This is a genomic window from Pseudomonas sp. C2.3V (genome assembly GCF_058536325.1).
Map to the genome: position 1 here is coordinate 200,667 of NZ_JBZUBN010000001.1, position 18,959 is coordinate 219,625.

General features: G+C 58.9%; 20 protein-coding genes. 11 read left to right on the top strand and 9 right to left on the bottom strand.

What is annotated here, in order from left to right; all coding sequences use genetic code 11:
* Nucleotides 1-88: 88 nt before the first annotated feature.
* Complete coding sequence (gene yihA / locus AC4LF3_RS01000) at nucleotides 89-733, bottom strand: ribosome biogenesis GTP-binding protein YihA/YsxC (RefSeq protein ID WP_010796552.1); 645 nt, start codon at nucleotides 731-733, stop codon at nucleotides 89-91.
* A gap of 149 nt (nucleotides 734-882) precedes the next feature.
* Between yihA and AC4LF3_RS01005 the strand changes: the two genes are divergently transcribed.
* The 4 genes from AC4LF3_RS01005 to AC4LF3_RS01020 all read left to right on the top strand — a co-directional run bounded on the left by AC4LF3_RS01005 (nucleotide 883) and on the right by AC4LF3_RS01020 (nucleotide 5,504).
* Entirely contained in the window at nucleotides 883-1,488 is a 606-nt protein-coding gene (locus tag AC4LF3_RS01005) for a c-type cytochrome (RefSeq protein WP_491834629.1), read from the top strand.
* A gap of 216 nt (nucleotides 1,489-1,704) precedes the next feature.
* A complete protein-coding gene (locus AC4LF3_RS01010; RefSeq protein WP_010796554.1) occupies nucleotides 1,705-2,334 on the top strand; it encodes a thiol:disulfide interchange protein DsbA/DsbL in 630 nt (209 codons plus the stop codon).
* A 256-nt stretch (nucleotides 2,335-2,590) separates the two neighbouring features.
* Nucleotides 2,591-4,681: a GGDEF domain-containing protein gene (locus AC4LF3_RS01015; RefSeq protein ID WP_491834630.1), complete on the top strand. Its 2,091-nt coding sequence runs from the start codon at nucleotides 2,591-2,593 to the stop codon at nucleotides 4,679-4,681.
* A gap of 43 nt (nucleotides 4,682-4,724) precedes the next feature.
* On the top strand, nucleotides 4,725-5,504 hold the full coding sequence (locus AC4LF3_RS01020; RefSeq protein WP_239382369.1) for an N-acetylmuramoyl-L-alanine amidase: 780 nt from the start codon (nucleotides 4,725-4,727) through the stop codon (nucleotides 5,502-5,504).
* On the opposite strand, the gene AC4LF3_RS01025 is transcribed toward AC4LF3_RS01020, so the two are convergent.
* The gene (locus AC4LF3_RS01025) at nucleotides 5,501-5,929 is read right to left on the bottom strand and encodes a MarR family winged helix-turn-helix transcriptional regulator (protein WP_239382367.1); all 429 of its coding nucleotides are present in this window, start codon (nucleotides 5,927-5,929) and stop codon (nucleotides 5,501-5,503) included. The two genes, AC4LF3_RS01020 and AC4LF3_RS01025, sit on opposite strands and share 4 nt — an antisense overlap.
* A gap of 55 nt (nucleotides 5,930-5,984) precedes the next feature.
* Here AC4LF3_RS01025 and AC4LF3_RS01030 point away from each other — a divergent pair, with 55 nt between their 5' ends.
* The gene (locus tag AC4LF3_RS01030) at nucleotides 5,985-6,782 is read left to right on the top strand and encodes a siderophore-interacting protein (protein WP_491834631.1); all 798 of its coding nucleotides are present in this window, start codon (nucleotides 5,985-5,987) and stop codon (nucleotides 6,780-6,782) included.
* Nucleotides 6,779-8,152: an MFS transporter gene (locus AC4LF3_RS01035; RefSeq protein ID WP_491834632.1), complete on the top strand. Its 1,374-nt coding sequence runs from the start codon at nucleotides 6,779-6,781 to the stop codon at nucleotides 8,150-8,152. The genes AC4LF3_RS01030 and AC4LF3_RS01035 overlap by 4 nt, the downstream gene beginning before the upstream one ends.
* A gap of 29 nt (nucleotides 8,153-8,181) precedes the next feature.
* Here the strand turns inward: AC4LF3_RS01035 and AC4LF3_RS01040 are convergent, their stop codons facing one another.
* Entirely contained in the window at nucleotides 8,182-9,972 is a 1,791-nt protein-coding gene (locus AC4LF3_RS01040; protein ID WP_219651480.1) for an ATP-binding protein, read from the bottom strand.
* The gene (gene algB / locus AC4LF3_RS01045; protein ID WP_491834633.1) at nucleotides 9,969-11,312 is read right to left on the bottom strand and encodes a sigma-54-dependent response regulator transcription factor AlgB; all 1,344 of its coding nucleotides are present in this window, start codon (nucleotides 11,310-11,312) and stop codon (nucleotides 9,969-9,971) included. Before algB ends, AC4LF3_RS01040 begins: the two co-directional genes overlap by 4 nt.
* Nucleotides 11,313-11,837: 525 nt before the next feature.
* On the opposite strand from algB, the gene AC4LF3_RS01050 reads away from it, so the two are divergent.
* Complete coding sequence (locus AC4LF3_RS01050; RefSeq protein WP_010796562.1) at nucleotides 11,838-12,083, top strand: hypothetical protein; 246 nt, start codon at nucleotides 11,838-11,840, stop codon at nucleotides 12,081-12,083.
* 298 nt (nucleotides 12,084-12,381) lie between these two features.
* Nucleotides 12,382-12,543 (top strand): DUF1328 domain-containing protein, encoded by a 162-nt coding sequence (locus AC4LF3_RS01055; protein WP_010796564.1) that lies wholly within the window; start codon nucleotides 12,382-12,384, stop codon nucleotides 12,541-12,543.
* Nucleotides 12,544-12,792: 249 nt separating this feature from the next.
* Here AC4LF3_RS01055 and wrbA read toward each other — a convergent pair whose 3' ends face one another.
* Nucleotides 12,793-13,389, bottom strand: a complete 597-nt coding sequence (gene wrbA / locus AC4LF3_RS01060; RefSeq protein WP_491834634.1) for an NAD(P)H:quinone oxidoreductase — start codon at nucleotides 13,387-13,389, stop codon at nucleotides 12,793-12,795.
* Between the two features lie 224 nt (nucleotides 13,390-13,613).
* Between wrbA and AC4LF3_RS01065 the strand changes: the two genes are divergently transcribed.
* Complete coding sequence (locus AC4LF3_RS01065; protein ID WP_010796566.1) at nucleotides 13,614-14,843, top strand: nucleoside recognition domain-containing protein; 1,230 nt, start codon at nucleotides 13,614-13,616, stop codon at nucleotides 14,841-14,843.
* A gap of 4 nt (nucleotides 14,844-14,847) precedes the next feature.
* Here AC4LF3_RS01065 and AC4LF3_RS01070 read toward each other — a convergent pair whose 3' ends face one another.
* Nucleotides 14,848-15,495: a hypothetical protein gene (locus AC4LF3_RS01070; RefSeq protein WP_073450068.1), complete on the bottom strand. Its 648-nt coding sequence runs from the start codon at nucleotides 15,493-15,495 to the stop codon at nucleotides 14,848-14,850.
* A 156-nt stretch (nucleotides 15,496-15,651) separates the two neighbouring features.
* Between AC4LF3_RS01070 and AC4LF3_RS01075 the strand changes: the two genes are divergently transcribed.
* Entirely contained in the window at nucleotides 15,652-15,885 is a 234-nt protein-coding gene (locus tag AC4LF3_RS01075; RefSeq protein WP_010796568.1) for a DUF1161 domain-containing protein, read from the top strand.
* On the opposite strand, the gene AC4LF3_RS01080 is transcribed toward AC4LF3_RS01075, so the two are convergent.
* A complete protein-coding gene (locus AC4LF3_RS01080; RefSeq protein WP_122041077.1) occupies nucleotides 15,882-16,319 on the bottom strand; it encodes a PA0061/PA0062 family lipoprotein in 438 nt (145 codons plus the stop codon). The genes AC4LF3_RS01075 and AC4LF3_RS01080 overlap by 4 nt on opposite strands.
* Before the next feature lie 33 nt (nucleotides 16,320-16,352).
* Nucleotides 16,353-16,772, bottom strand: coding sequence for a PA0061/PA0062 family lipoprotein (locus tag AC4LF3_RS01085; RefSeq protein WP_010796570.1), 420 nt, complete (start codon nucleotides 16,770-16,772; stop codon nucleotides 16,353-16,355).
* A 130-nt stretch (nucleotides 16,773-16,902) separates the two neighbouring features.
* On the opposite strand from AC4LF3_RS01085, the gene AC4LF3_RS01090 reads away from it, so the two are divergent.
* Nucleotides 16,903-17,991: an aminopeptidase gene (locus AC4LF3_RS01090; RefSeq protein WP_491834635.1), complete on the top strand. Its 1,089-nt coding sequence runs from the start codon at nucleotides 16,903-16,905 to the stop codon at nucleotides 17,989-17,991.
* Here the strand turns inward: AC4LF3_RS01090 and AC4LF3_RS01095 are convergent.
* Nucleotides 17,988-18,893: a D-hexose-6-phosphate mutarotase gene (locus tag AC4LF3_RS01095; RefSeq protein WP_010796572.1), complete on the bottom strand. Its 906-nt coding sequence runs from the start codon at nucleotides 18,891-18,893 to the stop codon at nucleotides 17,988-17,990. The genes AC4LF3_RS01090 and AC4LF3_RS01095 overlap by 4 nt on opposite strands.
* Between the last annotated feature and the right edge of the window lie 66 nt (nucleotides 18,894-18,959).

The following is an 18,959-nucleotide window of genomic DNA, read 5'->3' on the forward strand; positions in this document are numbered from 1 at the left end:
TTTGCCTGAACAAGAGCGGTAGCGCTTCGATGGACATGTGCTGCCAGCCTATGGCGCACCCACAATTCAGTGCGCCATGCTCCTGTGCTTATTCCACGTCGTTGGCCGCTTCGTCCTCAAGCAGCCCCAGCCATTGAGCCAACACCTTGTGGGCTTCTTCAATCCCCTGGCGCTTGGGAGCCGAGAACAGCTGTACGCTGGCGTTGTCGCCCCAGCCTTTCTTGATGTCGCGCTGCACCTTGAGCAGTGCATTCTTGGCTGCGCCAAAAGCCAGCTTGTCGGCCTTGGTCAACAGAACATGGATCGGCATATGGCTTGCCTTGCCCCAGTCCAGCATCAGGAGGTCAAACTCGGTCAGTGGGTGGCGTATATCCATCAGCAAGACGATACCCACAAGGCTCTCACGGCTGCCCAGATAGGCTTCCAGGTGCTGCTGCCAGTGCTGTTTGAGCGGAATCGGGACCTTGGCATAGCCATAGCCAGGCAGGTCGACCAGACGTCGCTCCTCATCCAACTGGAAAAAGTTGAGCATCTGGGTACGGCCAGGGGTTTTGGAGGTACGGGCCAGGCTGGCATGGGTCAGGGTATTGAGTGCACTGGATTTGCCCGCGTTAGAGCGGCCGGCAAAGGCGACTTCGTAGCCAATATCCGGCGGGCACTGGTCCACCCGGGTGGCGCTGATCTGGTAGGTCGCTTGTTGGCAAAGGCCGATAATAGGGTTTTTGAACGTCATAGTAGGTCTCGATGGCGCCGCAGCGCTGCGACTCCCGCTTTCGCTCAGCGGAGCCGTCTCTATAGAATGATGCAGATTCTGTACGCATAGTATGCCTGGGGTCGAGCAGGCTGGCTTGCGTCCCGTACACAGGCGTAATGGATCGACGGATGAAAACACTGATGGTGAGCCTTTTGCTCACCCTGGGAATCAGCATGACGGCCCAGGCCGCAGGCGATGTTGCCGCCGGACAAAGCAAGTCGATGGTCTGTGGTGCCTGCCATGGTCCCGATGGTAACAGCCCTATACCCAATTTTCCCAAGATTGCCGGTCAGGGCGAGCGCTATCTGATCAAACAGCTCCACGATATCAAGAGCGGCGCCCGGCCCGTGCCTGAAATGATGGCGTTCATGCCAGGCCTGAGCGATCAGGATATAGAAGACCTGGCGGCCTATTTTGCCTCCCAGAAGCCAGTGATCGGCGCCGCTGACCCTGCGCTTGTGGCTGCTGGCGAAGCGCTTTATCGAGGCGGACGTCTGGAGACGGGTCTGCCTGCCTGTACGGGCTGTCATGCGCCGGATGGTGTCGGCAATCGCCAGGCCGGCTTTCCCTTGCTTTCAGGCCAGCACGCCGCTTATACCCTCAAGCAGCTGACCGCTTTTCGCGAAGGACAGCGCGCCAATGATGGCGAAGCCATGATAATGCGCAGCATTGCCGGCAAGCTGTCTGACCAGGATATTTCAGCCTTGGCAACCTATATTGAAGGATTGCACTAGAGCTGTTTACGGTGCATCCCATTGGGTGGACGCGTTGAGAAGTTGAATCAAGCCTGAATGTCACGTTAAAAAGCGCCGCACCAGCCGTCATTTTGGTGGTTATGACCGCTACAATGGCAGACCCCGTCGCACGCTTCGATTGAAGCATGGCTTTATCCGGCGTGGCCTGCCTGCTGCGGGCTTCGCAGCATGGCCTTTCAGCCCAGGAGTAGATTAATGCGTAACCTGATTCTTACCGCTGTATTAGCCTTTTCCGGCCTGTTTGGTACGTTTGCCAACGCCCAGGAGATTGAGGCTGGCAAACAATACACGGAAATGAGCAACCCGGTCCCAGTGGCTACACCGGGCAAGATCGAAGTGGTCGAACTGTTCTGGTATGGCTGCCCGCACTGCTATGCCTTCGAGCCGACGTTGAATGCCTGGGCCAAAAAGCTGCCTGACGATGTGAGTTTCCGTCGCGTGCCGGCCATGTTTGGTGGTGTCTGGAACGTTCATGGCCAGCTGTTCGTGACGCTGGAAGCCATGGGCGTCGAGCAGAAGGTGCATGAGGCGATTTTTGCGACCATTCATAACGGCCAACAGAAGCTGGCCACTCCTGAGGAGATGGCGGACTTTCTGGCCAATCAGGGTGTTGATCGCGAGAAATTCCTGAGCACCTACAATTCCTTCGCTGTGAAGGGACAGGTCGAGAAGGACAAGAAACTGGCAATGGCCTACCAGATCAGCGGCGTTCCGACCATGGTCGTCAACGGTAAATACCGCTTTGACTTGGGTAGCGCAGGTGGTCCGGACCAGGCCCTGCAAGTGGCTGATTTCTTGATCCAGAAGGAACGCGCCGCCAAGTAATACCCTGCCGGGCCTGCCATTCTGGCGGGCCCTTCCAGGCGGCGCTGCTGGCTGGATCTTCTATGCTGCCCAACCAGCTGGCGTAAATCTGTCGCTATTTACAACCTGTATCACACTTCTGCTGTGTACGTTAAAGGCCGGGTTATTTCGGCCGTTACAACTGCCATGAACCTTATCGAAGCGATACAACCTGTGGCGTCTGCTAAAACATGCATAACGCTTTAGATTTACCCATGCTCTTCTCTCGGGGCCTGACATGAGCCAGGACGATCTCGAACGCTGGAAAAACAAGTACCTGGAGGTCGTCGAGCGCCAGGAAGAAGTGGAGGCGCGCTGGGAAGCGCGTCTTGACCTAGTACGCCGTGGCCTGACCCGCACCAGTATCGCAGCCGAAGGCAACGACAAGGCTGTGGATGAGTGTCTCCATGATCTGCGCAATATCCTGCGCCACGAGAACATGGACGACGAGCTCTCGCGCATGATTCCGCGTCTGGAGAAAACCGTGCTCGAGTCGGAGCGTCGCCGTAGCGAGCGCGCCGAGCATGCGGCCAAGGCCTTTGCGGACCTGTCTCATATGCTGATGGCGCTACCGTTGCCTCGGGATATCCGCAAGTCGCTGAAGCGCTTTGCCAAGAAGGCGGCTAATTCAGCCGAGCAGCCAGGTGATTTCCCCAAACTGGTGATCGAGTTGAGCCGACTGCAGCGTCAGGCCCTGGAAGCTCAGGCCAATGCCCAGCCCCATAAGCCTGGTTTTCTGGAGCGGCTGCTGGGTAAGGGAAAGGAGGAGGCGCCTGTTGTTGCCAAACCCGTACCAGCCCCGCATGACGAGGCGGATGACGAAGACGACCTGGATGACGAGCCGGCTTCGAACGCTGCCGACCTGCCAGTGGTTGCGGAGCCCGCTACGCCTGAGCAAGTCGTACTGCCCGTAGCAGAGACGCCTCAGCCCTCGCCTATCACTGTGCCGATCGAGGGAGCCAGCTCTGCGGTCGAGCAGGAACCGCTTGCCGAGCCGACTGCTCAGGCTGCGCCGATTGCTGCCATCGCACCGGATGTACCCAGCGAGACGCCAGCCAGCACACCCGTTGAGGCTGAGGCCGATAAGCTTGAGGTCGCTGAGCCTACAGAAACTGCTATTGAAACCGCTACTGTCGAAGACGAGAAGCCCGCCGAGCTAGAAGCCGCAGTAGAAGAGCCGTCTCAAGTCATGGAAAGTGCTGAGGCCGAGCAGTCTAAAATGGCTACGGCTGAAGTTACGTCAGACGAGTCCCATTTTGATCTGCCACCACCGCCAGAGCCTGGATACAGCGCTATCGCTCCGCACATCGAGGCAACGCTGATTCATCTATTGGACGAGCTGCAGCTGCCGGATAGCCACAAACCGCAGGCTGAAGCCTTGCGACAGCGCATGTTCGGACGGTTGAACTGGTATGAGCTGGTGCCGTTGCTGGATGACCTGTCAGGCTTGGTGCTCTCGCTCAACGACCAGGGTCACCGCGAGTTCGAGGGCTATCTCAAGCAGCTCAATCAGCGCCTGGACAGCTTCCAGAATCACCTGCAACAGGTCAACGAAGGCCATGACGAGGCTCGTGAGCAAGAGCGTTCCTTCAGCGAAGAGCTCCGTGAGCAGGTCAGCGACCTGCAGACTCATGTGCAGGAAGCCGCTGAGCCGGATAATGTGAAAAAGGCGCTGGAAAGCCGCCTGGATGGCATGCTGACACACATGGAGCAGTATCAGCAGCAGCGTGAGGCACGCGAGCTGGAAATGGCCGAGCGGCTGAAAACGCTTTCGGAGCGTGTGGTCAGCATGGAGCAGGAGGCCAACGACTATCGCTCCCACGTCGAAGAGCAGCGCAAGAAAGCTCTGACCGATCCGCTGACCGGCCTGCCTAACCGTGCGGCCTGGACCGAGCGCCTGGATGCCGAAGTCTCGCTTTGGCAGCGTTACCATAGCAGTCTGCTGCTGGCAGTGATCGACGTGGATCACTTCAAGCGGGTCAACGATGATTTCGGCCATCTGGCGGGAGACAAGGTGCTCAAGATCATCGGTACCCAGTTGAGCAAGAAGCTACGGCGGACCGACTTTATTGCGCGCTTCGGTGGAGAGGAATTTGTCGTCCTGTTGCCTAACACGTCCATGGAGGAGGGCGAGCCCCTGATTCAGGCGTTACGTGCAGCCATTGAAGCCTGCCCATTTCATTTCAAGGGCGAGCGCGTCACCATAACCTGCTCGGCCGGCCTCACGGCGTTCCAGACAGGCGAAGGCAGCAAGCAGGCTTTCGAACGTGCGGATCAGGCGCTTTACCGCGCCAAGCGCGGAGGGCGGAACCGAATCGAGCTGGCCTGACGGCCTGCCATACCCTACAAAAGTTGTCCGAGGTTCTTGCGTCATGCGTCTGCTACTGCCCTTGTTATTGCTCTTCAGCACCTTGCTCGCCGGTTGTGCCGGCGGGCTTCGCATCAATACGGACCACACGGCCAAGGATCAGGACAGTCGTGTGCAGTACATCGTGCTGCACTACACCGCATCGGACTCGCAACGCTCCCTGGCCATGCTGACCCATGGCGGTGTAAGCGCCCACTACATGATTGACCAGGAAGGCACGATCTACCGGTTGGTCGACGAAAATCGCCGTGCCTGGCACGCCGGGGAGAGCGAGTGGGAAGGGCGGACCTGGCTCAACGCGACGTCCATCGGGATCGAGATGGTAAACCTGGGCTTCCGTGACACGCCCACAGGACGTCAGTGGTATCCCTTCACGGAAGAGCAGATCAAGGCGCTTATCCCGCTACTCAAGGATATCCAGCAGCGTCACCGCCTGGGGCCGAATGCCGTGATTGGCCACAGCGACATCGCACCGTCCCGCAAGCAGGACCCGGGCCCGATGTTCCCTTGGGCGCGTCTGGCCGCTGCCGGTATCATCAACTGGCCAACCCCGGCCACGGTCGCACAGCGGCAGGCCAGCCTGGGTGGCGTTCTCCCTCCGCCTGCGTGGTTCCAGCAGCAGCTGGCCCGTGTTGGTTATGCCGTACCGCAGACCGGCCTGCTGGACAAGGCGACCCGCGATGTGATTGCGGCCTTCCAGATGAAGTACCGCCCAGGTCGATTCGACGGTGAGCCGGATCTGCAGACGGCAGCTTTGCTGCTCAGCCTGCCAACGGGCCGTTAACCTCCCTTCGGGTTCGCGTCACGAACCTTGCCTAGCAGGCGCAGCAGCTGCGCCTGCTCATCGGCTTCAAGCGCTGCAAAGACAGCCTCCAACGCCTGCCGACGGGGTGCCTGCGCGAGCGTAAGCGCATGCCGGCCCGCATCAGTCAGGTACACCAGGACCGCCCGGCGGTCATCCGGGTGGGGCTCACGGCGAACCAGTCCGTCACGTTCCAGTGCATCAATGGCATCTGTCAGGGTGCGGGGCGCGTGCTTCAAATGTTCCGCAAGCACACCGGGGCGACAGGGGCCTAGCTTATCCAGAAGGCTCATGACCTTATAACGGGCAAACGAGAGCCCCGAGGCTTGCAGCGCGCTATCCAGATGCTGACGCATGCTGCGCTTGATGTCGTGCAGGGCTTCGGCAATTTCAAAAATGGTTGACATGGTGCATCACTTATCTTGAATATAGTGAGGAACCTCAATGAATGGGTCCTCTTTAATGACTGCATCATTTCATAGCCGCACGGCAGATTCCAGTACACGTCACGTTTTTCAGCGCGTCCGCCATGAACTCAAACGTCGCTGGGCCCAGGTCGTACGCCGTGAAAGCCTGGGTGGCGATATGCTGCGCCTGACCTTTGGCGGCCCGGATCTCGCGGATTTCAACAGCCCGGCCTTCGATGACCATATCAAACTGTTTCTCCCAGCCGATGGGGCGCCTATCCGCAGCGTTCCGCTGGATAGACTTGTGGGCCGCCATTACACGCCGCGCCGCTATGACTCTGCTACCGGTGAACTCGACATCGACTTTTACCTGCACGAAACAGGTGTAGTCACCGCGTGGGCTGCCCAGGCCCAGCCGGGTGACGAGATCGTTATTGGCGGTCCCAGAGGCTCGATGCTTCCGCCCAGCGACTTTGACTGGTATCTGCTGGCTGGTGACGAAACGGCCCTGCCGGCCATGGCACGCCGTCTTGAGGAGCTGCCCGCCGACAAGACAGCTATTGCGCTGGTAGAGGTAGCCCGACCAGGCGGCGAAATCCCCTTGCCGAGTCAGGCGGCCGTGACGCTGATCTGGGTCTACCGTGAGACGACGAGTGATTCGCTGGCGGACTCGCTGGCGCGATTGCAACTGCCCGCAGGTGAAGGCTACGCCTGGATCGCCAGTGAAGCCGGTGCTGCACGCGCCGCTCGGCAGGTGATGCTCGAACAGCACGGACTGCCTCGCGAATGGGTCAAGGCAGCCGGCTACTGGAAACGCGGCGAAAGCGATCAGCACGTGAAGCTTGAAGATTGAACACAACCACCTCTTCCTCAGCTCCTGCGGGCCGTGATGGCCTGCCAACGCCCCGGCGCTATCAGGCCATTGCGGCGCTGCTGGCGGCCATCAGCATGACAGTTCTGGATTCGGGCATTGCCAATCTGGCGCTGCCTACCATTGCCCAGGCACTTGATGTTTCCGCCGCGCAGTCAGTCTGGATCGTCAGTGCCTATCAGCTGGCGCTGGTGGCCCTGCTGCTGCCCTTGGCAGCGTTGTCTGAGCGGATCAGTCTGCGCCGTGTATTCGGCGCCGGGGTCTGTCTGTTCAGCCTGGCGTCGCTCGGGTGTGCCCTGGCGCCGGATCTCTTCTGGCTGGTGCTGGCGCGAGCACTTCAGGGCATTGGGGCTGCTGCCATCATGTGTGTCAGCGCTGGCATCGTAAAGCTGACCTATCCCAGGCATCTGCTGGGACGGGGCATCGGTATCAATGCGCTTTGCGTTGCCCTGGGATCAGCCCTGGCACCCAGCCTGGGCGCCGGCATCCTGGCCTTGGGTGGATGGCCCTGGCTGTTTGCGATCAATCTGCCCATAGGACTGGCTGTTCTGATGCTGCTCAAGGCCTTGCCGGATAACCCACGGGCGCAACGCCGTATCGATCCACTCAGCGCACTGCTCAATGTCGCCTTGTTCTGCGGTGCCATCGGTGGGCTTGAGCGACTGGCAGTAGAGCCCCTGCAAGGTGCTGCGCTATTGCTCGTGGCGGTCGGCTGCCTGTGGGGGTTGTTACGTCGTGAACGGGGTCAGACGGCGCCGCTGCTGCCGGTGGATCTGCTTGAACACTCAGCGTTCCGCCATGCGATCATGGCGTCCATCTGCTCGTTCGCTGCACAAATGCTGTGCTTTCTGGCTATTCCGTTTTACCTGCAGCATCAGCTGGGGCTCACACCGGTACACGTAGCCTTGCTGATGCTGTCCTGGCCGCTGACGGTGGCCGTGGCCGCTCAGGTCGCCGGGCGTCTGGCGGATCGTTACCGCCCCCAGACACTGTGCATGCTGGGTGGATTGGGTATCGCCCTGGGGTTGGGAATTACCGCGGTCTGGCCGCTGGCACAAGGACAAGGCCCCCTGGTGGCTTTCATGGTCATCGGCGGGCTGGGCTTCGGCTTTTTCCAGGTGCCCAACAACCGGGTCATGCTGACGTCCACGCCGTCTTCCCGGACCGGAGCGACTGGCGGTATGCAGGCGACTGCACGGCAAACCGGCATGGCCCTGGGCGCCGCCGCGCTGGCCATCCTGCTGCATCTGTGGCCTGAGGAAGCGCCTCGTCTGGGATTGGCCCTGGCTTCTGCATTGGGTCTGTTAGCGGCCTGGGTCAATTGGCACGTGCCAAAAGAAGATCAGGCATAAAAAAGCCGCCTAGTAGGCGGCTTTTGCGTTCAGGTTGGCAGGGTCATGAAGAATTGCGTTCCCTGGCCCGGTCGCGAGACGACGCCAATACGCCCGCCGTGGAGCTGAATGATCTCCTTGCAGAGCGCAAGGCCAAGACCGGCACCGCCTTTCTTGGTACCAATCTGCACAAACGGCTCGAATACCCGGCCTTGTTGGGCATAGGCGATCCCTTCACCGTTGTCCTGTACAGCCATAAGCAGGCGATCGTTCTGACGCATGGCCTGAAGCGAGACGCGGCCACCTGCAGGGGTATGGCGAAGGGCATTGCTGATGAGGTTGTCCAGCACCCGGCCCATTTGTGCCGGGTCCAGCGTGACCCGGGGAAGCGGGGTATGCAGCAGTTCCACCACCAGTTCGACCGACTTGTCCCGAGCGGCATCGGCATGCCGTGCGCGGGCCTGATCGAGCAGCTCGCTAACTTCACTCGGGACCTTCTCGGGACGTTGCAGGCCGCTCTGATAGCGTGAGAAGTCCAGCAGGTCGTTGATCAGGCGGACCAGGCGATGGGTTTCCTCATCCACTGTCTGCAGCAGGTAAGCCTCACGCGAGTCTTCGGGAAACTTCAGGCGCTCCTGCAACAGGGCAAAGGCCATGTGCATGCCGGTTACCGGCGTCCGTAGCTCATGGGAGGCTCGCAGGACGAACTCGTTGCGGACCCGGTCGAAGGCACGCTGCTCGGTCACATCACGCAGGACCATCAAGGCACCGACACTGCGGCCGTCGGCATGGTTGACCGGCGTGACTGTCCAGGCGAGCAGGCGTGTCTCACCCGCAATATCGATCTGCAGATCTTCCGGGACAGCTTCCAGCGTCTTGCCGGACAGGACACGCTGGACGGCTTCGTCGATATCCGGGCGTTGCAGGGCCGCGCCCAGGAGCTGACCCTGACGCTCGTCATCCCAACCTAGCTGACGGTTCGCCACCGGGTTGGCATGTTCGATATGTCCGAGGTAGTCGAGGATGATCAGGCCGTAGTCGATACTGTCCAGCACCGCTTGAAGACGACGTTGCCCGGCCACCAGGGCCTCGATGTTGGTCTGGCTCAGCTGACGCAGGGACTCGGCCATGGAGCCGAAGCGGCGACTCAGCAAGGCCAGCTCGGTCACCTTGGAGGTCGGCAGGGTAATGTCGAAATGCCCTTGGCTGATCTGGTCGGCTGCCTTGGCCAGCGAGTCGATAGGACCGCCAAAGCGACGTGCAATGGTGTTGGCCGTTGCAAATCCAATCCCCAGGATAGCCAGCCCGACGAGCCCCAGCAGGACGGCAATCAGCGTGGCCCGGTTATGGGCGTGTTGCTGGGTACTGTCCATGTCGCTGATAAAGCTGGTCTGCAGGTCATACACCTGATTGCGCAGGCTGTTGACCAGGTCCAGAAAAACCTTGTTTTCCCTGAGCGCAGAGTATCCATCCGGTGGATTGCCCAGCATCTTGTAGTACTGGTTGTACTTGCTCTCGAGCTGACTCAGCTGCTGGATATCGTCCGGATGGCTGACCAGGCTCTGGGTCGTGGCCAGGTAGTTGCGAAACTCCTGATCATGATTGCGAAGCTGATTGGCGTCCGGCGCCCCATCCATGAGCGAGTACAGCTCGTTGCTCAGCTCCTGTCGCATGCCCAGTGAGGCATTGATGAACAGCAGCGTGTGCTTGTTGTAGCTCTCCTGGCTATTGGAGAACTGCAGGACACTGACCAACCCGATAATGAGTCCGAGCAGCGCAACGGTAATGAGCGCGGAAATGCTCAGGAACAGGCGTGTCCTAAGTTTTATCGGAAGCTTCATAGCCCGTACTGCTTGCGTTTACGGTAGAGCGTCGACGAGTCGATGCCGAGAATTTTGGCGGCCTGATCCAACGTCTCGCTTGTCGCCATGACCGCCGCAATATGCGCCTTCTCGAGCGCTTCCAGGCTCATGGTCTCACCCACACGCGGAGCGCTACTGGCGGAGCTGGGCTGTTCGGTCAGGCCAAGGTTAGTAACGTCCACCAGATCCTTGCTGCAGATAATGCTGGCGCGCTCGATTACGTTGCGCAGCTCGCGGACGTTGCCGGGCCAGTCATACTTGCGCAGCGCTTCCTTGGCTTCCTCACTGAATCCATGGGCCGGACGGCCATAGTCCTTGACGAAGCGGGCCAGGAAACGCTCGGCCAGATCAATGATGTCTTCCTTACGCTCGCGAAGCGGCGGCAGGGTCAGCACGATGACGTTCAGGCGGTAGAGCAGGTCTTCGCGGAACTGACCTTCGGCCACCATCTGCTCGAGGTTGCGGTTGGTCGCGGCAAGAATGCGTACATCGGCACGGCGCGTGACCGGATCGCCCACCCGCTCATATTCCTTATCCTGGATGAAGCGCAGCAGCTTGGGTTGCAGGGCAAGCGGGAAATCACCGATTTCGTCGAGAAACAGAGTACCCCCATCGGCTTGGCTGACGCGACCCAGGGTGCTTTCACTGGCTCCGGTAAACGCACCGCGGGTGTGGCCGAACAACTCGCTTTCCATCAGGTCGGCGGACAGGGACGGGCAGTTGATGGTGACAAAGGTTTTCTTGGCGCGGCGGCTCCAGGCATGGATGGAGCGGGCCAGCTCACCCTTGCCGGAACCGGATTCGCCCAGAATAAGAATATTGGCGTCGGTCGTAGCGACCTGTCGGGCCGTTTCCAGTATCGACATCATGGCCGGACTACGGGATTCCAGACCCAGGCTGGACTTGCGTACTTCACCTTCGAGCGCTTCAAGGCGAGCGGACAGCTGGCGAAACTCCAGCTGCTTGGCCGCGGCCATGCGCAGCTGATCAGGGCTGCAAGGTTTAACCAGGTAATCGGCAGCACCAGCCTGCATGGCATCGACCGCTGTATCCACCGCCGAATGGGCGGTAACGATGACTACCCGCATCCAGGGTGCCTGGATACGCATCTGTTGCAATACATCCAGACCGTTGTCCTCGCCCAGGCGTAGGTCGAGAAAACAAAGGTCGTATACCTGCCGCAGCAGCAGGGCCTCGGCCTGAGCGGCCGAGTTGGCCGTAGCGACACTATAACCAGCATCTTCAAGGCAGAAACGGAAAGTACGCAGGATCGCTGCCTCGTCATCGACGAGAAGAATCCTTCCGCTCGGTTGATCCATGGAATGTTCTCCGTAGGTACATCCCGCACCTATATAAACAGAAGGGGGCGGGAGGTCTGTGCCTTAGTCAGTTGTAAGTCGTGCAAGTTGCAATATGCACGACGAACGATGCAAGTCTTTTGATGAGATGTCATGACGCGCTGACAGGGGCAGATGGAGGAGGGCCATGCAAATTGCAGGGAAGCCTCGAAAAACACCAGCCTTACTACCGATCCGGCCAGGAGTTCGGTACAGACAACGAGGCACTGACGCTGAGGTTTCGCCTTTTCCTTTAAGGAAGGCAACACAAGTAGAGGCCGCTTGGCTTGAGAAGTTCGCCAGGACGGTCAGTTTTTCTCTATAGGCATCATGCAAAACGCAATGCTTGAAACCCTGCATCTTGCAGTATGCAAGCGGCAGAAAGCGGATCTAATTTTTAACTTATTGATTTTAAAGGATTTTTTATATTCAAAAACTTGGCATGCCGTCTGCAATATCTCTTGCATATAGCCTGAAACGGCCAATGACAGTTGAAGGAGTAAACCCATGGTCAGCCAGATTGCACGTAACAATATGATCTGTTCGGCATTCTTCGCAGGTGTAGCAGCAGTGCTGTTCACCACTGGCCATACCTCTACTCCTGTTGCTGCTCCGCAAGCCGTACCTCACATTGAAGTGAAGGCACCGGCGGCCAAGCCCCTGGCAAGCCATGTAAGCGTCGAGCAGCAAAAAGCTATTCCGGCTCAATCTACTGTTGACCGTTTCCCCCGTCAGACTCGCTGGGTTTTCTAAGGAGACGCTTGCGATGTCCGGGACCTACACAACCTTCGCTTTGACCTTCGCCAGTGCGATAGTTCTATTGGGCCTTGTAGCCAGCATGATTTTGATCGGCCGTGCGTTAAAACAGACGGATAGCCGGAACACACGCGATTTAGAAGTATCCATACCGAGGAGCCTATCTTTCTCGGAAAGCGGTGCCAGAGAGTCTCGGATAAGACAGTCGGCCTGGCCTGAGAAAGTAAGTGTTTCTCGATAATCAACTAGAAATCCAAACTAGAAACCAGAGAAAAGTAAGACGAGGAGAATCATCATGCTGAGCTGGGCTATCACGTTTCTAATCATCGCTATCATCGCAGGTGTTTTGGGCTTCGGCGGCATCGCCGGTACAGCAGCAGGTATTGCCAAGATCCTGTTCGTTCTGTTCCTGATTCTGTTTGTGGTGTCCTTCTTCTTCGGTCGCCGCCGACCCTGACACAGGGCCTGCGATTGTCATCAAATCGTAGCCGTAGGCCGGTTTAATGACCTGACCGAACACACGCCCCGACTTGTCGGGGCGTTATAGGCCAAGGGGCTTGGGTGCTTTGCGGTAAGAGGAGCATCCTCAGGGTACAGGGAGTACCTTCGTTGAGACGAGCCAGGCTGGACGATATATCCCCCAGACGTTTTGGGCCTCGACCGTGGGGTCTTGAGGACTAAAAAGCCTGGGGGACATAATTTTGGGTTACTGCATTTTTACCGCCAGCTTGGCGACATGCTTGCCCTGATGGCTCGCCAGCTGTAGTTCCTTCGCACTGGGCAATCGAGAGCCATCGGCTCCTGCCAGCGTGGCTGCGCCGTAAGGCGAACCTCCCTTCACTTCAGTAATATCCGCCAGCATGGGATCGGTATAAGGCATACCGACAATCAGCATGCCATGGTGCGCCAGCGTGTTCCAAAAGGACGTAATGGTAGTCTCACTACCGCCCCCGGTTCCCGTCGAAACGAACACACTGCCCAGCTTGCCTACCAGCGCACCCTTCACCCATAGACCGCCCGTCTGATCGAGGAAGGTGCGCATCTGGCCGGCCATGTTGCCGAAACGGGTTGGTGTTCCAAAGATGATTGCATCATAGTCAGCCAGCTCTTGAGGCGTGGCGACCGGCGCTGCCTGATCAAGTTTGGCGCCAGCATTGCGGGCCACGTCTTCAGGCATGGTTTCGGGGACGCGCTTGATCGTCACTTCAACGCCTGGTACACGTCGTGCGCCTTCTGCCATGGCTTCAGCCAGGCGCTCGATATGTCCATACATGGAATAGTACAGAACCAGAACTTTCTTCATGTCGTCTCCTTGGTTAACACAGAGGGCCGAGTGACAGCCTTTTGATGGCTTAAGAAAGGACAACAGCGGTCAGGAATCGTCGGCAGGTTTCTCTTCCTGAACCATCTCAATTCTGGTTGATACCTATCGAAGCGTTCGACTTTTTACAGGCGCAGGGCTGCTCGACCTTCGCCATCGGGAGTCAACCCTCGTATCATCCCCGGCTGGTTTCGGGGAGATGCATCATGCTGAACGGGTTATGGCTGGGCTTTTTCATCGTGGCGGCGATCAGTGCGCTGGGACGATGGTTGATCGGAGACGATGCAGGCGTGTTTGCAGCCATGGTCGAGAGCCTGTTTGCCATGGCCAAGCTGTCGGTAGAAGTGATGATTCTGTTATTCGGCACGCTGACGCTCTGGCTGGGTATCCTGCGTATTGCCGAGAAGGCCGGGCTGGTCGAAAAGCTGGCCTATGTCCTTGGGCCGCTGTTCCGCCGTTTGATGCCGGAAGTACCTGCCGGCCACCCGGCGCTGGGGCTGATTACGCTCAACTTTGCAGCTAACGGCCTGGGGCTCGATAATGCGGCCACGCCCATTGGCCTCAAGGCCATGCGGGCTTTACAGGACCTGAACCCCAAGCCGGAAACGGCCAGTAATGCACAGATTCTATTTCTGGTGCTCAATGCGTCCTCCCTGACGTTACTGCCCGTCACTATCTTCATGTATCGCGCCCAACAGGGTGCGCCTGATCCAACCCTGGTCTTTCTGCCTATCCTGCTGGCGACCAGTGTCTCCTCGCTGGTCGGGCTGCTATCCGTTTCGTTCATGCAACGGCTCAAGCTGTGGGATCCGGTCGTCCTGGCGTGGCTGGGTGGCGGCGCACTGCTTCTGGGCGGCTTCATGAGCATTCTGGTCACCTTGTCGGCAACGGCCCTGGCGGCATTGTCGTCGCTATTAGGTAATCTGGTGCTGTTCGGCCTGATCCTGATGTTCCTGATCTTTGGCGCGCTCAAGCGGGTGCCGGTTTACGAAACCTTTGTCGAGGGTGCAAAAGAAGGATTCGAGGTTGCCAAGAACCTGTTGCCCTATCTGGTTGCCATGTTGTGCGCGGTGGGCGTGTTACGGGCATCAGGCGCACTGGAAATCATTCTTGACGGTGTTCGCCATGCCGTGGGCTGGTTAGGTTGGGACACCCGCTTCGTCGATGCGCTGCCTACAGCACTGGTCAAGCCGTTTTCGGGCAGCGCCGCCCGCGCCATGCTGATCGAGACGATGCAGGCCAAAGGCGTGGACAGTTTTCCAGCCCTGATTGCGGCCACTGTCCAAGGCAGTACCGAGACGACCTTTTATGTGCTGGCTGTCTACTTCGGTTCGGTAGGAATCCAGCGGGCTCGCCATGCTGTCGGATGCGCACTGTTGGCCGATGGCGCCGGGGTGCTGGCGTCCATCCTGGTCTGCTATTGGTTTTTCGGCTGAGTCATCAATTTTCGAATTCCGCCATCCAGTGCTTGCGAACGATGCGGCGCTGGCGACGGGTCGTGAACTGTTCTGTCTGCCGGCTTTCGGCAATCAGTGAACAGTAATGCCCTTTGTACTGACCCAGGCGGAAGCGGCGGCGTACACCGATGGGGTGCCTGTCGGAGCCATAAAATGCGATCACGTGGATTTCCAGACCATCAAAGACCCAGCCTTCCGGCGGGTGCATGCCATTGAGTTCCAGATCGTGTGCAGCGGCTACCCGGGAGATCAATCGTTGAAAGGTGCCAATGTGCGTAAAGTCACCCGTTTTCAGCGGTCCCTGGCGGGTGGCTTTATACAGCTCGGCATCCTGATCGAAATCATCCTCGCTGCTCTCGCGAACATCGGTCACATCCGCCTTGAGCGTACCGCGCGAGGTGTGCAGGTGCACGATCAGCTGGTTAATGAAGATCGGCTCGGCACTCATGTTGGAAAGCAGGCACAGGGCGCCTACCCCCTTGCCGGCGCCGCGGTTGATAATGAGCCGCGGTTGACGCTGGCGCTTGAAGCCGCTCAGCAGCAGCTGTGCATAAAAGATCCATACCAGCAACGTGCAGCCGGAGATGAACAGGGTCAGGACGTCACGGTACTCGCGTAACCAATCCAGCATTGGGCTACCTTTAAGGGAAAATTTGCACCCTATTGGAAGAGCCCCCGGCAGGCTGGTTCCCCGCGTGGTGCCTTTCCGTGACGGGATACTAGAAACTCAATGTGACGGCTCTAGTCAAAATCAAGAAGGGCATTGCCCGCTCAAGGAGTGAAACCTATGAAAACGCTTGGATTGTTCGTTGCAGCCAGCCTGTTTACAGCCCCGCTCTGGGCGGCACCGTTACCATGCGATCAGCTCAAATCTGAGATCGAGGTAAAGATCCAGGCTGCCGGAGTCAGCTCGTACACGCTGGAAATCGTACCGAACGCAGACGTCACCGATCCCAACATGGTAGTGGGCAGCTGTGAAAACGGCACCAAGAAGATCATTTACCAGCGTAACGACGGCTAGAGCGGGATGCACTGACGCTGACGAACCGTTCCAACCGACTGCCCCCGGCTATCGTGCAGCTCCAGCCGGGGCTGGTCCATGTAGGCTGATGCCTCGATGCGGTAGCGTTCGCCTGCCTTGAAATCACCGTACTGGACGATCATGTAGCAGTTGATTTCTACCGGCTCGTAGCCAAAACCCATCATGCCGCCGCCCGGAACCATGCCGCCCAGCTCGAACTGATAGCGAACCTGTAGCTCATGCGCGCCGGGCGAGACCTGGAAATAGCGTCCATCGTCGAGCCGCTTGCCATCAAGACGATCCGCCATCAGCACGTTGCCTACCGAGGCCATCTGCATGTGCAGATCCACCCAGGCCATATTTGGGTCCTTGGGCGGAAGAGGACTGGCGCAGCCTGCCAGCAGTACGGCGGCGAACAACAGGTGCTTTTTCATGGCCTTTAGCCCGAGCGAGTCTGAGAGTATCGATTAGACATCGCCGCAGCGACTTTCTCCACCCCGTGCGACTTCCTGCTGACTGGCATCGTACAGCTTGGCCCAGGCGCGGAACCCGGCCTGCTCAGCCTGTAGCCGATAGCGTTCGCCCGCCGAGAAATCCTTGTAATGGACATTGAGCAGGCAAGTGCGGACCAGGGGCGTGGCACTGGGGCCGATATTGGCCGGATCGACCTTGAACTGGTAGCGCACCTGAAGATCATGGCTACCGGGTTGCACCTGGAAGTAACGGTCGTCCTCAAGGGTCTGGCGATCGGCTTGCTGGGCTTGGAGCAGATCCGGTTTTTCGGTCTTGAGGTCGATCCAGGCCTGGGAAGGGTCCGGCTTGGGCAGCGGCATCAGGGAACAGGCAGTCAGTGCCAGGGCAGGGCACAACAGGAGAATACGACGCATGAGTGAGCTCCAGACAAAGGTAATGCAACGGGGCAGGATTCTCGGCTTCCTTCCTCAGTGCCGGTTTCCATGGGGCCGATACTCATACTAGAGTGTCGCCTCCTCATACCGGCGCTCCAGGTTATTTACCATGTCCCGTCTCTGGTTAGCCCAAGTCGACCTTAAAAGCTTGAGATGGGTTCCATTTATCGCGGCCCTTTGGCTGTGCGGCTGTTCGTCTGTCGGATATTACGGGCAGATGGCAAAGGGGCAGGCGGCCCTGTTATGGCAGCGCACACCCATCACCCAGGTCATTGATGATCCTTCTACCGATCCGGCCCTGAGGCGTCGCCTTGAGCTGGCCCTGCGCGCCCGTGAGTTCGCCAGTCAGCAATTGGGCTTGCCGGATAACCGCAGCTATCGTCTGTTCGTAAAGCTGGACCGGCCCTACGTTGTCTGGAATGTCTTTGCAGCACCGGAGTTCTCACTCTCGCCCCTGATGCATTGCTTTCCCATTGCCGGTTGCGTGGCGTATCGCGGTTACTACCATGAAGAGGCAGCGCAAAAGGCGGCAGAGCCGCTCAAGGCCAAGGGGTGGGATACCTATGTGGCAGGTGTGCCAGCGTATTCGACGCTGGGATGGTTCGATGACCCGCTGCTCAGCAGCATGCTGCGTTGGGATGACGATCAGTTGATTGCAACGATCTTCCACGAGCTGGCCCATCAGAACCTCTATGTGCAGGACGACACGACCTTTAATGAGTCCTATGCCAACTTCGTCCAGCAGGAAGGGCTGCGCCAGTGGCGTGCGGCTCAAGGGTTACCGCCACCTGATCCGCTCCGCGAACAACAGTACCGGCAATTCGTAGGGCTGATACTGGATACACGTAAGCAGCTTGAGTCGCTTTATGCTCAGCCGCTTGCAGCCGAGGCGATGCGACAAGCAAAGGGTAAGGTATTCGAGACGATGCGGCGTGACTATGCACAGCTGAGGGATACACAGTGGCGAGGCGATCACCGCTTTGATGCCTGGATGGCAGGTCCGCTAAATAACGCAAAGCTCTTACCGTTCGGGCTATATGAGCAGTGGGTGCCGGCCTTTGCTGCCTTGTATGCCGAGCATCCCGGAAACTGGCCAGCCTTTTATGCACGTGTCCGGGCGTTGGCAGCGTTACCAGCCGCCGACCGCCAGGCTCGGTTGAAAGCCCTGGCGGAGCGGCAGGCAGAACAGAACGATTAGAGCGGTTCGCTCCAGAGCGTGGCGCTGATCTGACCGGTCTCGCCGGGAGCCAGCACCATCACATCGTCCATGACACGGGCGGTCTCGATGCACAGCATGCGCTGCCAGGCATCATCGGCGAACGGTGTCAGACGCTTGGATTTTTCGATCCAGGGGTTCCATAGGACCGCAGACGAGGTGTTCTTGGTCTCGATGAAAATACGGCGATTCCACTGAGGGTCACGAATCCCCAGGCGTGAGGGCAGCCCCTGATAGACGCGGTCCACTTCCTGGTCGATGACCGGCTCGCCGTTCTGGCGCTTGCGCTCCCAGCCGTCGAGGCAATCGTAGTAGTCAGCGTGGGTAAAGCCCTCAATACCGACCTGACGGGAGTCGCTCACAGCAAAGTAGGTGTGCAGGGCCTGGCTCAGGGTCAGCGTCTGATCACCGATATTGCGAGTGGTAAGCGTCATGGTGAGACGATCGCTCACCTCAACCGACAGGGTCAAATCGGCGGCATGGGGCCAGCCAGGCATGTGGGCGGCAGAGGTCTGGTAGTGGAAGTCCAGGCGGACGCGGTCCACATCCACATCCATGTCACCGGTTGCCCACCCGGCCTGACGAACGAGGCCATGCTGCGGGGCGCCTTCTACCTCGGTCAGCATGTGCTGAACGGCCGGCGGGTTACGCTTGATATCGCCAAACCAGGGCCAGCAGACCGGTACGCCGCCACGAATGGGTTGGCCATGAATGAATTCGGCATCCGGATTGTCCCAGATGATCGGCTGCTCGCCATCAAGGCCGAAGCTGAGGATATGGGCGCCCTGGCAGGCAATCACGGCTTCGGCACGGCCGATACGGATACGCCAGCAGGGCAATTCGCCCTTCTGGATCTGTTCAACGAGGGGAGCGGCTTGGGTCATCAATAATTCCTTGGTCGTTATTATCAGTGAGCGCTGGGCCTGTTCGGTTTGGCCGCGTCAATCGGT

Coding starts and splice junctions, on each gene's coding strand:
- yihA (WP_010796552.1), bottom strand. CDS start 733: ATGACGTTCAAAAACCCTATTATCGGCCTTTGCCAACAAGCGACCTAC.
- AC4LF3_RS01005 (WP_491834629.1), top strand. CDS start 883: ATGAAAACACTGATGGTGAGCCTTTTGCTCACCCTGGGAATCAGCATG.
- AC4LF3_RS01010 (WP_010796554.1), top strand. CDS start 1,705: ATGCGTAACCTGATTCTTACCGCTGTATTAGCCTTTTCCGGCCTGTTT.
- AC4LF3_RS01015 (WP_491834630.1), top strand. CDS start 2,591: ATGAGCCAGGACGATCTCGAACGCTGGAAAAACAAGTACCTGGAGGTC.
- AC4LF3_RS01020 (WP_239382369.1), top strand. CDS start 4,725: ATGCGTCTGCTACTGCCCTTGTTATTGCTCTTCAGCACCTTGCTCGCC.
- AC4LF3_RS01025 (WP_239382367.1), bottom strand. CDS start 5,929: ATGTCAACCATTTTTGAAATTGCCGAAGCCCTGCACGACATCAAGCGC.
- AC4LF3_RS01030 (WP_491834631.1), top strand. CDS start 5,985: ATGACTGCATCATTTCATAGCCGCACGGCAGATTCCAGTACACGTCAC.
- AC4LF3_RS01040 (WP_219651480.1), bottom strand. CDS start 9,972: ATGAAGCTTCCGATAAAACTTAGGACACGCCTGTTCCTGAGCATTTCC.
- algB (WP_491834633.1), bottom strand. CDS start 11,312: ATGGATCAACCGAGCGGAAGGATTCTTCTCGTCGATGACGAGGCAGCG.
- AC4LF3_RS01050 (WP_010796562.1), top strand. CDS start 11,838: ATGGTCAGCCAGATTGCACGTAACAATATGATCTGTTCGGCATTCTTC.
- AC4LF3_RS01055 (WP_010796564.1), top strand. CDS start 12,382: ATGCTGAGCTGGGCTATCACGTTTCTAATCATCGCTATCATCGCAGGT.
- wrbA (WP_491834634.1), bottom strand. CDS start 13,389: ATGAAGAAAGTTCTGGTTCTGTACTATTCCATGTATGGACATATCGAG.
- AC4LF3_RS01065 (WP_010796566.1), top strand. CDS start 13,614: ATGCTGAACGGGTTATGGCTGGGCTTTTTCATCGTGGCGGCGATCAGT.
- AC4LF3_RS01070 (WP_073450068.1), bottom strand. CDS start 15,495: ATGCTGGATTGGTTACGCGAGTACCGTGACGTCCTGACCCTGTTCATC.
- AC4LF3_RS01075 (WP_010796568.1), top strand. CDS start 15,652: ATGAAAACGCTTGGATTGTTCGTTGCAGCCAGCCTGTTTACAGCCCCG.
- AC4LF3_RS01080 (WP_122041077.1), bottom strand. CDS start 16,319: ATGAAAAAGCACCTGTTGTTCGCCGCCGTACTGCTGGCAGGCTGCGCC.
- AC4LF3_RS01085 (WP_010796570.1), bottom strand. CDS start 16,772: ATGCGTCGTATTCTCCTGTTGTGCCCTGCCCTGGCACTGACTGCCTGT.
- AC4LF3_RS01090 (WP_491834635.1), top strand. CDS start 16,903: ATGTCCCGTCTCTGGTTAGCCCAAGTCGACCTTAAAAGCTTGAGATGG.
- AC4LF3_RS01095 (WP_010796572.1), bottom strand. CDS start 18,893: ATGACCCAAGCCGCTCCCCTCGTTGAACAGATCCAGAAGGGCGAATTG.